Below are 13,033 nucleotides of genomic sequence, written 5' to 3'. Positions count from 1 at the left end.
AATATCTTTGTCCGCTATGACAGCTCCCCTCCTGCACAAAATCTTCGATCAGCATTTCTGGTTGTCACCGGAAAGGGTTTTATTTTGGGAGCAAGAAAAAACATTGATCGTTTCAGACCTGCATTTTGGCAAAACAGGTCATTTCAGAAAAAGCGGGATCGCAGTACCACAATCTGTCTATAAAGAAGATCTGCAAAGATTGTTTGCACAGATCAGCTTTTTTAAGGCTGAGCAGTTATTGATCGTCGGTGATCTCTTTCATAGCATTGTCAATAAAGAAATGGATTTTTTTCTGAAATGGAGAAAAGATATCTCACAACTGCCATTTCTTTTGATCAAAGGCAATCATGATATTTTACCATTAAGCTGGTATCAGGATGCTTCTATTGAAGTGAAAAATGATCATCACCTTCATCAATTCAGCTTTATTCATGATCCAACAGAATCTTTAACAACAGAGAATGCTAGATTTATTTTTTCAGGTCACTTACATCCGGGTGTTGTCGTACGTGGCATGGGTAAACAAAGTCTTCGTTTTCCTTGTTTCTACTTTACAGAGAACCAAGCCATCTTACCTGCTTTCAGCCATTTTTCCGGGCTTGCGATTATTGAGCCAAAGAAAAAAAATCAGGTATATGCTATTGTAAACAAGACCATTTTACAGATACAATGATCCGTATTGCTTTTGACCCGATTTATGCACATCCACTTCCTGAAGGCCATCGCTTTCCTATGCTCAAGTATGAGTTAATACCCGGTCAGCTTTTACATGAAGGTGCCATAACAAAAGAGCATTTTTTTACTCCCGGCTTATGTGATGAATCTACAGTACTCCTCACACATGAAAGATCATATCTTGATAAGCTTTTACATCAGACACTGAGTGCATCAGAACAAAGACGTATTGGATTTCCACAGTCACCTGAGCTCACCCGAAGAGAACTGATGATCACACAGGGAACCATTGACTGTTGTGAATTTGCATTTCAACAGGGTGTAGCACTCAATGTTGCAGGCGGTACCCATCATGCATTCGCCGACAGAGGTGAAGGATTTTGTTTATTAAATGATATGGCTGTAGCCGCAAACAATTTATTACACCAAAACAAAGTCCAAAAAATTCTCATCATTGATCTGGATGTTCATCAAGGAAATGGCACTGCCAAACTTTTTGAAAACAATCCATCCGTATTCACGTTCAGCATGCATGGCGCACATAATTATCCATTTCATAAAGAAAGATCCGATCTCGATATTCCTTTAAAAGATGGTACTACCGGAGAAGAATACTTGAAAACATTGCGTGAGATACTTCCAGAACTGATCAAAGAAGTGAACCCTGATTTTGCATTTTATCTATCGGGAGTAGACATTCTTGAAACAGATAAATTTGGAAAACTCAAAGTCACTCTTGAAGAATGTAAAGAAAGAGACCGTATCGTTTTCACAGCATTACAAAAGAATAATATTCCTGTTACAGTAGCCATGGGAGGCGGATACTCTCCTGATGTAAAAGTGATCGTTGAAGCGCACTGCAATACATTCCGGCTCGCTGCTGATCTTTATTAAATTTCTTTGCGTTTTTTCTGTAAAGTGAGATAATCAATAAAATAGATCAATCGAAAAGTGATCTCATTACCCAATGGTTGTTGAAATACTTGTCGAAGATTATCAACGTAGTTTTTGTGTGAAGTACCAGATATCGGGAAATCAGTACCTAGCCAATTTTTCCATCCGATGATAAAACGACTACCGTATTTAAAATCCCAGGTATAGAACATATCCAGATTAAAGGCATTAAAGTTCTGATCACGTCCCGGTGTAAAAGGTCTGGGTGTTAACCAGCCATCCGGTGTAACATCAAAGAAGCTTACATATTGTACTTTGCTCCAATAATGTCTTGTACGCAAGGTCAGGTTCATTCGTGGTGTGAAATTGTAGACACCATTGATAAGCGTAGTAAAGTTGGTGATTTTTCTTCTACCTGCGATCGGCTCTCCATTGGTATCACGATAAGCATACCCAAATTGCCCATTATCACGATCTCTCCGAGTTTCAATATCCAGACTAAAATGTTCATTGAATCGATAACGCTGTCCAATGGTTGTTACGATAAAAGGGTCATTAGGTATAGGCGATTCTGCAAATCCGACATTGAAGCGGAAAAAATATTTTTTACGACTGTCACTGCTACCTCCTGCACTTGCATACCAATACGGTGTTTTACGGATCATACGTCCTGGTGTACGAAGATCAAAATAATCACGTTGCCAATCAGGCTGCCAGTTGAAGTTCACACTCAGATCCCAGAAATTTTTGAAGAACCAAAATGCTCTGGTCTGAATCACAAAATTTGAGTAGGCATTTGGTTTATAGAGATATGTTGGTATCAGTGTCAGGCTATAGTTATAACTCAAGAATTTTTTTGTAGGTGTAAACTGATTATAGCTGACACGTGCGGTCGTAGTGATCTCATTTGGCGCTTGTAAGAACCCCAGATCATTGGGATCATATCTATCTGACTCAATCACATTTTGAAATAAATACTGAATTCTGCCGCTCACTTTTCCATATGAAAGAACGTTTGTAAATCCATTATAATTTTCTCTTCCGGTAATATGACTAAAACGTCCACTCCATTTGAAATTGGTTCGATTGTTTCTATCAAAAAGATTTACATCCATCGAACTCACATTCGAATTCCTGCTGCCGCCACTTCTCCATACATTGGCATTTGTAAAAGTAATAGAGGAGCGATTAGCCAAGGCTTGGTCTAAAACAAAAATGTTATAGTTAGCCAAAGGTTCTGTCTCTATTCTTGTTTGTTTACCAGTGGTTTTATCTTCTATCACAGCATGCATGGGTGCACCAATGGCATTGAACACACCGATACCCAATTTCTTTTTATTGCGTCCTGAAAATTTAGATGCATTGTACAACTGTGTGATACCGGGATTGGATATGATATTGAGATTAGGATTATTATTCACCATATTCCTAACAGCATTGTACCCTGCGGGAGTATTTCCTACCCTTCTCGAATAAAACAATCCGGCTTTATTGAATAATTCGATCCCTTCTGTAAAAAAAGGTCTATTCTCCTGGAATTGTACTTCAAATGGAGAAAGATTCAATACCACATTATCTGAGATCACTTGTCCAAAGTCAGGGATCAGTGTTGCATCCAATGTAAAACTTTCATTAATGCCATATTTAAGATCCATACCTCCATTTCTCAGAAACTCGGTTTTTGTTTCTCGATTGGCATAAGGCACAATACGTGTACCGGCTGTAACATAAGGCAGAAAAGATAAACGCAGTGGTGGAATGATATTTTTGATCTCTTGTAGATTCCCAAACTGATTCACAAATCCATTTTGATTAGGATCGATCTTATTCCAGAAAGAACTTTCATTGTTTCTTCTACTGTATCGTTGAAAGTTAACACCCCAATCCTGTATTTCTTTTTGCGAAAATCGAAGTGCAGAATAAGGAATTTTCATTTCGACTGTCCAGCCGTCTTTTTGCATCTGTACTTTACTTTCCCAAACAGCATCCCAACTATAATCTGAAGGCGGACCAAACTGAGAATTCAGGTTGGGTAATAAACGACCATCTGATTGTACATTTCTTGAAGTAACTAAGAATTGAAATCCGTTTTGGTCATCATTATACGTATCAAAGAAAACACTGAAATAATCAACATCATTTCTTTGCTCTCCATCACGTGAGGTTAACTGTTTACGCACCAATGATGGATCATCATATAAATAAGCTCCTACATAAATGGCTTGATCGCTGTAAAGTACTTTTACAACAGAACGTTGACTAGCCGGGTCGCCGAACTTGGGACTATTCAGAATAAAATCTTCTGCTGCTGATGCCTGTTTCCAAATGGCTTCATCCAGTTGACCATCTATTTTAACAGGTACATCAATTTTCAAAGCCTTAAGACTTCGTTCTTGTGCAGACAAAAAAACGCTTAAACAGCAACCGAGTGATAGCAACAGTGTTCTCATGTAAGATAAAGTGCCGCAAAAATAACGGAATCAGTTTGCGTCGACATTAAAATTGATAGACGGAACAAGAAAAAGCCTGTGATTTGGACTCACAGGCTTTGATGCAAACTTTAATTGAGTTTCTTTTTCAAAGTACTCACTTGTTCTTGTAAGTTGTTGACCATGCCTGCTAATTGATTCACATCCCAGCGAGGACCGGCATTGGCTTTTTGAAGAATATAGACAGCTTTCCATACTTCCAGCACATCTTCAGAACTCACATTGTAAGGTTCATACTGGGGATTATCACTGATCAAAGTTATCTTATTTTTCACCCTGTTATTTTTCATGATACGTTTGTATACTACCCCTTCATTCCTAGAAAGTACAACATAAGTATTACTATTCTTTACATCTTCCAGGTCTTCTACTTTCTCACCAACGATCACGCTTCCGCTAGGTGTGGGCAACATACTGTCTCCTACTATTTCGAATGCACGGTATTGACCCGGAGCGAGCATGGGTAGTGTGAATGTATTCAACTCATCTACAAATTCAGGATCAGCATAACCTGCCAAATAACCAGCGGCTGCTTTAACAGGCACAAAACGAACTTCGGCCACTTCAGCTACCATTTTCAGCTGACGTCTTTTCTCGATATAAGAACCGCCACCTTTAGTCGCTGTTAGATCTTTGAGTAAAAAATCTTCCAAGCTTAATTTAAAAATTTGACAGATCTCTTTCACCACTTCCAGCCTTGGTTCGGCACGTTCTTCCTCATACGCTCCTACCAATGATCTTTTGATCTTAAGCTTATTGGCGAATTCCTCCTGCGTCCAGCCACGTAGCTTGCGCAGATGTCTTAAATTCTTTCCGGCGTTTGACATAGCTAATTGATTTAGCTGCAAAATACTAAATTTTTTAGTTCTTCCAAATTTATTTTACACGCCCCCATCGCCCACTACCAAGGAGGGGAAGAGGCGGGTAGCGAAGTCGGGGAGGGTTCGTATCTTGCGGATATGTCGAAATCAGTCAAAAAAGAAAACAAGCCCGTCATTTTAGTCACCAATGATGACGGAATCAATGCACCTGGTATCCGTGCCTTAGTAGATGCAGTAAGAGGCCTCGGTAAGATCATTGTGGTGGCGCCTGATAAACCACAAAGTGGTATGGGACATGCCATCACGATCGGACAACTACTCCGCTTACAAAAGTCGAGTGTTTTTGAAGGGATAGAAGCGTATAGTTGCAGTGGTACTCCGGTAGATTGTGTAAAGATTGCGGTTGATAAGGTGTTGCATCGCAAACCGGATATCTGTATCAGTGGTATCAATCATGGTTCAAATCATTCTATCAATGTGATTTATTCGGGTACCATGTCGGCTGCATTGGAAGCTTCTATTGAAAGTATTCCGAGTATTGGTTTTAGTTTAACAGACCTCAGTATTGATGCAGACTTTACAGCAGCAGGTAAATATGCGCGCATCATTGTTGAAAAACTCCTAAGTGGAAAAACATTGGATAAACATTTATGCCTGAATGTAAATATTCCGGCTGTAAGTGAAAAGCTGATCAAAGGCATTAAGATATGCAGACAAGCATATGCGAAATATGAAGAAGAGTTTGATGAAAGAAAGGATCCGCATGGCAAGAAATATTATTGGCTCACCGGAGAGTTCGTGAACTTTGATAAAGGAAAAGATACCGACGTGTGGGCATTGAAAAACAATTATGTAAGCGTGGTTCCTGTTCAGTTTGACTTGACCAATTATAAACTGAAACAGCAACTGGAAACCAAATGGAAATTCTGATGCTCAAGAAAGATGATCTTAAACTGGGAATTGTATTAGGCTTTCTAGCACCCGTTCTGGGCTTCTTTGGATATTACCTGATCAAATTCCGACTCTTTAGTTTTCAGGAATTCCTTCATGTATTACGCGTGCAGCCTTCTCTGCTAACTGGTATTATCAGTCTGGCCCTGATCGCTAATGCTGTTGTATTCACGATCTATGTGAATCAGCAAAAAGATAAAACAGCAAGGGGTATTTTTATTGCCACTTGTATTTATGCATTGATTACTTTAACCATTAAGTGGTTATTATAAATGTTAGCCACAGATTCCCAAATGTTCAATCGGTGAATCTGTGGCTAAAAATATTGATAAAAGACTTTATCATTCTTCAGATACCATAAACGTTACCGTCTTTTCAATTCTCGAGATAACAGATTTTCCATTCACTTTGGCTGGGTTCCAGTTAGGCGCTTTAGCAAACATCCGAAGTACCTCAGCTCCTGTACCATAACCCGGATCCGTTTCTAATTCAAACCCACCAAGCTTACCTATTTTATCAACTAGGAAAGAAACTTTTACCACATATTTTCCAGGAGGACAACCATTGTTAATTGGCACATCTCTATTCAAATGTTGCATCAGAAAGTTACGCCATGCGGAATCACCACCGGGAAATGATGGAGGTGTTTCAGGGTTGATATATACACTTTCTAGAACAACATCTTCGAAATGAACAATTGGATTTTTTTCAGGGCTTGATGGCGGCATCATTGGAGGTGGAGGCGGCGCAATAGGAAGTTTTCCATACTTTTTGATAGCTCGGTTTTTACTTTCCGCTTTCTCCAAATCATACACTTCAGCTGTACCATTTTTCAACTCAATGATTATTCTAAAGGGTGATCGCTGCCAGTGCACCTGTTTTACATCGGGGTTTCTTTTTCGAAAATCCTTGATTCCTGACGGATCATTATTCTGATCATTTTTTTGGGCTGCAAAGGTTTCTGTTGCAGCCGAATTCACAGCTTCAAAATACGGTTCCTTACCATTTTGTTCTCGCTGCTTCAAATACAATTCAACACCCTGAAGAATAGAAGCAGCCATTTTACTTTGATAAGACTCATCTTTTAATAATTTCAGCTCTTCTCTATTACTGACAAATCCTGTTTCAATCAATACTGATGGACATTTGAGCGTTTGTAGGACATAAATTCCTTTTTCACGCGATTTAATTCCAAGAAAAGGATTAGCTACCTCACTAATAGTATTACCTAACATATTCGCCAGCTGATAATTGCCTTCATAATCGAATGCCTTTGCTTTAGAAGCGATATATAACTCAACACCTTTCTGAGGATTTTCTTTTTGCTTATTGCCTGCCAATTTTATAGGCATTGCATTATTTGCATGAACAGAAATCAATAAATCGGGTGATAATTTTTGAGCAATCGCTGCTACTTCAACAACAGAGTTAAATACATCACTTTCTCGCGTAAGCACCACTCGAATGTTGGGGTTTGAATTCAGCTCCTTGATTTTTTTTGCAAATGCCAGACTCAAATCAGATTCCTTTGTTCCATCATATCCTCTTGCTCCAGCATCTTCTCCCCCATGACCCGGGTTGATGACAATCGTATATGTTTTATTGAGTGCTGCATTACTTATAGGCTTTGCCGAAAAGGTTTTATCGGGGTTTCCAATAACATGCGATCTAAAATCACCTACTACATTTTCAACAACTGATGCAACGGAAATGGGACTATCGATCCTGGATTGCTTACTTCTAAAAGCAAATAATATCACAAGTACTGCGAGTAGCGGCAAGGCAACTAATCTGCGCAGGTAACTGAATCTTGGGTTCTTATTATTCGTCAACATTTGTAACCTCCTTTTGATGGGTGAAAAAAAGAACGGATGTGTTAACTTAAAATGCTGTTGCGGATATACCGCTGTTAAGAGCATCTGAGCCAACGCCGCTGTGTCACCATCACTTACCGATTGCTTATCTGCAATGAATTCATGGATCATATCCATCTCTTTTTTCAACAACCAGAAAAATGGATTGAACCAACCCGCTATGAGCACCAATTGAATCAGCATTTTATCAACTGAGTGACGTTGCTGAACGTGTGTTAGCTCATGCTGCAGGATCTGCTTACCCGATGCGCTTCGGATATCGATCTGATCATTCCAGAAAATATATCGGAAGAAGGAAAAGGGCGTCCCCTTTGCCTGTGTGATGATCAAGAATACATTTTCAATTTGTCTGTACGGATTCTTTTTTAATAACAGATAGATCCGATACAATGCATGCACCATTGTCAATAATAACAACCCGGCAATCGTAAAATAAAATGAGGATACCAAGCCTTCGGTGCTCCAATGAAATCCCTTTGACCTTACGACTGATTCCAATTCAGAATTATTATCTGCCACTACCGTTAAAAACCGTATCACTTGCTCATTGTCACCAAAACTATTGCTCCACTGGATCTTGATCAAAGGAACGATCCATGAGAGTATCGCTACACTCAATAAGTAGAATCGATTGTATTGATGAAATTTTTTATTCCGCAGTACCATCCAGTAATAACCCAGCATGATGCCACTGCACAATAAAACTTGCAGAAAATAATACGCAGTACTTAGCATACTTTATTTTTTAGCATTTTTAATTTCTTGCAACAACATCTCCAACTCACGGATACTGATATCTTTCTGCTTCACCATAAATGATACCGCTTCACTAAACGAACCTTCGAAATATCCATCTACCAGCGTACGAATGGTACTAGATGAATATTCTTCCTTAGATACCAATGGATAATAACGATGCATACGTCCAACTGGGGTAATGCCAACAAAACCCTTCTCTACGAGTATTTTCAATATCGTAGCCACTGTATTAGAATGTGGCTTGGGCTCAGGCTGTAGTTCCAATATATCTTTAAGAAATGCCTCTTCTAATTTCCAGATGCTATGCATGATCTGCTCTTCCGCTTTTGTCAATGGTTTCATGGGGTAAATTTTAATGACAAAACAAACCTAAAACTAATTTTTTAGTTTTACAACTATTTTTTTAGTTGAATGAAAAAAATTAACAGAATCCATTCTTGTGAATGTATTTTGCGGGTATGAGTGACTAGTGAATGGTCAATGGTCAATAATATTTTATATGATTATCCGATTCACCATTCACAATTGACAATTGACAAATCACATGAAATACTACCTCATAGCCGGTGAAGCCAGTGGTGATCTACATGGCAGTAACCTTATCAAGGAAATAAAAAAAGAGGACCCGGACGCAGACATCCGTTGCTGGGGTGGTGATCTGATGTCTGAAGCCGGCGCAACACTTGTAAAGCATTATAGAGACCTTGCTTTCATGGGTTTTGTTGAAGTGATCAAAAATCTTCCTACCATTCTTCGCAATATTCGTTTCTGTAAACAAGATATTGAAGCATGGCAACCTGATGTATTGGTTTTGATCGATTACCCGGGATTTAACTTAAGAATTGCGGAATGGGCACACGCAAAAAGATTCAAAGTGGTGTATTATATCTCACCGCAAGTATGGGCATGGAAAGAGAATCGAGTAAAAAAAATGAAACAATGCATCGACAAAATGCTTTGTATTCTTCCCTTTGAGAAAGATTATTATAAAAATAAATGGAATTGGGACGTTGAGTATGTTGGCCATCCTTTAGTGGAAGTTGTGGGCAAGAAGTTGACAGATGGCAGTAAACAGTTAACAGAAGATAAAACTGCTTCTCAGACAAGTAAAATCATCGCTCTCCTCCCTGGTAGTCGAAAACAAGAAATTGCCAAAAAACTCCCGATCATGTTGAGTGTTGCTGCTCATTTTCCTGCGTATACATTTGTGGTGGCAAAAGCTCCGGGATTAGAAGACGATTTTTATACTCCGTTTTTAAACACCAGCAATAATATCACGAGTGTTCGTAATCAGACTTATGATCTGCTACTGAAATCCACAGCTGCACTGGTAACCAGTGGTACTGCTACACTTGAAACGGCCTTATTTGGTGTACCCGAAGTGGTTTGTTATAAAGGAAATAATCTCAGCTATCAAATAGCCAAACGATTGATCAACATCAAATACATTTCACTCGTTAACCTGATCATGGATAAAGAGGTGGTGAAAGAATTGATTCAGGATGAACTAACAAAAGACAACCTGGTAAAAGAACTTAGATTGATCTTAGATAACGATGATCACCGTAAAAAAATAATCGATGATTATCGCTCTTTGAAAAATATTTTATCCGAAGGAGGCAATGCTTCTGTACAAAGTGCCAGACATATCATCAAAGTCGCTTCACAGATCAATTGATCAATTTGATCAAAATACTGTTTCGATCATATGCTTTCAATCGATCTAATTCACGGTTGATCTTTGTTCCCCATTTGTCCAATCGATTACGATCAGTAAAATGTAAAACATCCTGATCAAAACTATCATCCATTATACTTCTTGCTTTATTGATCGAGTCACCCAACAATTTAACTTCCTTTTCAAAAGTAGCAGCGCGAAACTCGCGTGTATACAGGAGATTGATCAGTAATCGTTTATGCAACTCAGCAATGTCGAAATGGATCTGCTCATGTTTCAATAAGATCAGATTGGTATTATTTTTTGTCCAGGAAGCTTTTTTGAGAAAAAGATTTGCAAAGTCAAATCGAGCCAACCCTTTAATCATCGTTACCTGATATCTGATTTCCGCATGTGTAAGTGCAGCATAGTGAGATTGTTTATCCGGAATACCTTTGAAGTCGGACCATTTCAATTCAGATCTCGGATCCCATAACAAAGTATCCTGTTGCGCAACTGAAACAGTTTTCATGAGCAGAAACAGCTGTAATAGTAACAGTATACGCATTGCATTTTTACTAAAACTAAGATTTACCCGCGGAACATAGGCAAGATCACCAACTTGAAAATGATGATCAAAACAGCCATTATGAACATGATCAACGATATCCGGTTCATACCATGCATATACTTCATCCATTGAGTTCGTGGTTGATCCGGATCTTTTTTTCTCAGATAAAGGTATTCTGCAAGTTGTTTTAAAATCCCCATATGACTAATTTAAACAAAAATAACAAGTCTGAATGGATTTGGTTCTGCAAACCTTATTCAGGTAGATTTGTAATCAGTCAGATACTACTGCCATGAAAAAATCAATTCTTCTTCTCAGCTTCTCCCTTTTGGTGCTCTCTCTTTCTGCACAGTTCAACATCAACAAAATTGAGATCGTTAGAGACAGCTTCGGTGTTCCACACATTTTTGCGCCTACCGATGCCGAAGTGGCTTATGGATTGGCATGGGCGCATGCGGAAGATGACTTCTACACCATTCAACAATCTTATATGGCCGGAAAAGCATTATTAGGTGCCTATAAAGGAAAAGAGGGTGCAACCATAGATTATATTGTACATCTCATGCGCATTAAGGAACTGGTCGCAGCGAAATATGAGTCAGATATTTCACCGGCATATAAGCGATTATTAGAAGGCTATGCAGCAGGGTTCAATGCATATGCTAAAGCTCACCCCAAAGAAGTTCTACTGAAGAAACTTTTCCCGATCACGCCAAAAGATATGTTGCAGTATTCAGTGTTACAATTATGTGTATTATCAGGTGCTGATGGCGCATTAAAATCAATATTCGGAAATACTGTTCCCGTTCTGGATGACATGAAACCGGGCGGCAGTAATGCATTTGCTTTTAATTCCAGGAAGACCACTGATGGACAAACCTATCTGGCGATCAATTCTCATCAACCTTTGGAAGGACCGGTAAGCTGGTATGAAGCACATTTGCAAAGCGAAGAAGGATGGAATATCATAGGTGCCAATTTTCCCGGAGCACCTACGATCTTAAGTGGCGTGAATGAATATTTGGGTTGGGCACATACCGTGAATGAGCCTGACAAATTAGATGTCTATCAGTTATCCATCAATCCCAATAATAAGCTACAATACTTATTTGATGGGCAATGGGAAACGCTGGAAGAAAAAACAGCAAATCTTAAAGTAAAAGTATCCGCCATCCGAATCGGTGTTAAAAGAAAAGTTTATTGGAGTAAATATGGTCCAACCGTAATCACAGAACGGGGTACTTTTTCTATTCGCATGCCGGCTCAAATGGATATTCGCGGATTAGAGGAATGGTATTGGTTGAATAAGGCAAAGAACTTCACAGAATTTAAAAAAGCCTTGAACATGATGGCCATTCCGGGATACAACATTGTTTACGCAGACCGATATGACACCATTTATTATTTGAGCAATGGCCGTATTCCGGTTCGTGACAAAATGTACAACTGGCGCGGAACCTTACCCGGCAATACTTCCAAGACTTTATGGACAGAGATTCATCCGCTGGAAAATTTACCACAGGTTTTACAACCTTCATCCGGATTTGTATACAATACCAACCACTCTCCATTTCATGCTACTGAAGGACCAGACAATTTCAAGCTCTCAGATCTTACCATGGGATACGAGACATTAGAGAATAACAGAAGCATGCGTTTTGCTGAATTGATCAAACAATATGATAAAGTCTCGTATGAAGATTTCAAACGAATAAAATATGATGGAAGATATCCTGAAAAATTCTCCTTTGCGATTGATATCGATAGTCTTTTTATGCTGAATGCTTCCCAATATCCTGCACTTGCTGATTTGATCCATCAATTAAAACAATGGGATCGCAACAGTGATATTCAAAATACAGGTGCTACGATTTTTGCGCATATCAATTATCAGATCTATGCATTAGCCCGACAAGGCAAGCGACCCGCGATACTCACCACCCCTATTTGTATCAGTTTACTAGAAAATACCAGAAAAGATCTTATGCAGTATTTTGGTAAAACCAATGTACCGCTGGGCGACTATCAGAAGCATGTTCGAGGTGATAAATCCATCCCCTTACCCGGATTACCCGATGTATTAACAGCCATGTATTCTGTAACATGGAAGAATGGTATGGTGAAAGGCAATCAGGGCGAGAGTTACATTGAATTGGTACGTTTTACAAAAGACGGACCGATCATCGAAAGTATCAATACGTATGGAGCATCCGCCAAAAAAGGAAGTCCGCATTATACCGATCAAATGGAAATGTTTGCAGCGCAGAAAACAAAAAAGATGAGTTTAAAAAAAGAGGATGCATATAAAAACGCGATCCGAGTTTATCATCCTAGTAAATAAC

General features: G+C 39.0%; 12 protein-coding genes. 6 read left to right on the top strand and 6 right to left on the bottom strand.

The window, feature by feature from the left end; all coding sequences use genetic code 11:
* The first annotated feature begins 16 nt into the window (after positions 1-16).
* Together pdeM and ABXG83_RS13495 are read left to right on the top strand one after the other, a co-directional pair.
* Positions 17-673, top strand: coding sequence for a ligase-associated DNA damage response endonuclease PdeM (pdeM, locus tag ABXG83_RS13500; protein ID WP_353549391.1), 657 nt, complete (start codon positions 17-19; stop codon positions 671-673).
* The gene (locus tag ABXG83_RS13495) at positions 670-1,569 is read left to right on the top strand and encodes a histone deacetylase (protein WP_353549390.1); all 900 of its coding nucleotides are present in this window, start codon (positions 670-672) and stop codon (positions 1,567-1,569) included. Before pdeM ends, ABXG83_RS13495 begins: the two co-directional genes overlap by 4 nt.
* Here the strand turns inward: ABXG83_RS13495 and ABXG83_RS13490 are convergent.
* Positions 1,566-4,019: a DUF5916 domain-containing protein gene (locus tag ABXG83_RS13490; protein WP_353549389.1), complete on the bottom strand. Its 2,454-nt coding sequence runs from the start codon at positions 4,017-4,019 to the stop codon at positions 1,566-1,568. The genes ABXG83_RS13495 and ABXG83_RS13490 overlap by 4 nt on opposite strands.
* Before the next feature lie 110 nt (positions 4,020-4,129).
* Positions 4,130-4,885: a LexA family transcriptional regulator gene (locus ABXG83_RS13485; protein ID WP_353549388.1), complete on the bottom strand. Its 756-nt coding sequence runs from the start codon at positions 4,883-4,885 to the stop codon at positions 4,130-4,132.
* Positions 4,886-5,017: 132 nt separating this feature from the next.
* Between ABXG83_RS13485 and surE the strand changes: the two genes are divergently transcribed.
* A complete protein-coding gene (gene surE, locus ABXG83_RS13480; RefSeq protein WP_353549387.1) occupies positions 5,018-5,809 on the top strand; it encodes a 5'/3'-nucleotidase SurE in 792 nt (263 codons plus the stop codon).
* The gene (locus tag ABXG83_RS13475) at positions 5,797-6,102 is read left to right on the top strand and encodes a hypothetical protein (protein WP_353549386.1); all 306 of its coding nucleotides are present in this window, start codon (positions 5,797-5,799) and stop codon (positions 6,100-6,102) included. The genes surE and ABXG83_RS13475 overlap by 13 nt, the downstream gene beginning before the upstream one ends.
* A 69-nt stretch (positions 6,103-6,171) precedes the next feature.
* On the opposite strand, the gene ABXG83_RS13470 is transcribed toward ABXG83_RS13475, so the two are convergent.
* Together ABXG83_RS13470 and ABXG83_RS13465 are read right to left on the bottom strand one after the other, a co-directional pair.
* Entirely contained in the window at positions 6,172-8,439 is a 2,268-nt protein-coding gene (locus ABXG83_RS13470; protein ID WP_353549385.1) for a M56/M15 family metallopeptidase, read from the bottom strand.
* A 3-nt stretch (positions 8,440-8,442) separates the two neighbouring features.
* Positions 8,443-8,805, bottom strand: coding sequence for a BlaI/MecI/CopY family transcriptional regulator (locus ABXG83_RS13465; protein ID WP_353549384.1), 363 nt, complete (start codon positions 8,803-8,805; stop codon positions 8,443-8,445).
* Positions 8,806-9,007: 202 nt separating this feature from the next.
* Here ABXG83_RS13465 and lpxB point away from each other — a divergent pair, with 202 nt between their 5' ends.
* Positions 9,008-10,141, top strand: a complete 1,134-nt coding sequence (gene lpxB, locus ABXG83_RS13460; protein WP_353549383.1) for a lipid-A-disaccharide synthase — start codon at positions 9,008-9,010, stop codon at positions 10,139-10,141.
* On the opposite strand, the gene ABXG83_RS13455 is transcribed toward lpxB, so the two are convergent.
* The gene (locus tag ABXG83_RS13455) at positions 10,134-10,688 is read right to left on the bottom strand and encodes a hypothetical protein (protein ID WP_353549382.1); all 555 of its coding nucleotides are present in this window, start codon (positions 10,686-10,688) and stop codon (positions 10,134-10,136) included. The genes lpxB and ABXG83_RS13455 overlap by 8 nt on opposite strands.
* A 23-nt stretch (positions 10,689-10,711) precedes the next feature.
* The gene (locus ABXG83_RS13450) at positions 10,712-10,891 is read right to left on the bottom strand and encodes a DUF6728 family protein (protein ID WP_353549380.1); all 180 of its coding nucleotides are present in this window, start codon (positions 10,889-10,891) and stop codon (positions 10,712-10,714) included.
* A 92-nt stretch (positions 10,892-10,983) separates the two neighbouring features.
* On the opposite strand from ABXG83_RS13450, the gene ABXG83_RS13445 reads away from it, so the two are divergent.
* On the top strand, positions 10,984-13,032 hold the full coding sequence (locus ABXG83_RS13445) for a penicillin acylase family protein (RefSeq protein ID WP_353549379.1): 2,049 nt from the start codon (positions 10,984-10,986) through the stop codon (positions 13,030-13,032).
* The last annotated feature ends 1 nt before the right edge of the window (position 13,033 follow it).

It is taken from the genome of Sediminibacterium sp. KACHI17, from assembly GCF_040362915.1.
GTDB lineage: Bacteria > Bacteroidota > Bacteroidia > Chitinophagales > Chitinophagaceae > Sediminibacterium.
The sequence above is the reverse complement of the archived record's forward strand: the minus strand, read 5'-3'. Positions and strand labels throughout refer to the sequence as shown.

Excerpts from the sequence above, each read along its gene's own strand:
- pdeM (WP_353549391.1), top strand. The coding sequence starts at position 17 with ATGACAGCTCCCCTCCTGCACAAAATCTTCGATCAGCATTTCTGGTTG.
- ABXG83_RS13495 (WP_353549390.1), top strand. The coding sequence starts at position 670 with ATGATCCGTATTGCTTTTGACCCGATTTATGCACATCCACTTCCTGAA.
- ABXG83_RS13490 (WP_353549389.1), bottom strand. The coding sequence starts at position 4,019 with ATGAGAACACTGTTGCTATCACTCGGTTGCTGTTTAAGCGTTTTTTTG.
- ABXG83_RS13485 (WP_353549388.1), bottom strand. The coding sequence starts at position 4,885 with ATGTCAAACGCCGGAAAGAATTTAAGACATCTGCGCAAGCTACGTGGC.
- surE (WP_353549387.1), top strand. The coding sequence starts at position 5,018 with ATGTCGAAATCAGTCAAAAAAGAAAACAAGCCCGTCATTTTAGTCACC.
- ABXG83_RS13475 (WP_353549386.1), top strand. The coding sequence starts at position 5,797 with ATGGAAATTCTGATGCTCAAGAAAGATGATCTTAAACTGGGAATTGTA.
- ABXG83_RS13470 (WP_353549385.1), bottom strand. The coding sequence starts at position 8,439 with ATGCTAAGTACTGCGTATTATTTTCTGCAAGTTTTATTGTGCAGTGGC.
- ABXG83_RS13465 (WP_353549384.1), bottom strand. The coding sequence starts at position 8,805 with ATGAAACCATTGACAAAAGCGGAAGAGCAGATCATGCATAGCATCTGG.
- lpxB (WP_353549383.1), top strand. The coding sequence starts at position 9,008 with ATGAAATACTACCTCATAGCCGGTGAAGCCAGTGGTGATCTACATGGC.
- ABXG83_RS13455 (WP_353549382.1), bottom strand. The coding sequence starts at position 10,688 with ATGCGTATACTGTTACTATTACAGCTGTTTCTGCTCATGAAAACTGTT.
- ABXG83_RS13450 (WP_353549380.1), bottom strand. The coding sequence starts at position 10,891 with ATGGGGATTTTAAAACAACTTGCAGAATACCTTTATCTGAGAAAAAAA.
- ABXG83_RS13445 (WP_353549379.1), top strand. The coding sequence starts at position 10,984 with ATGAAAAAATCAATTCTTCTTCTCAGCTTCTCCCTTTTGGTGCTCTCT.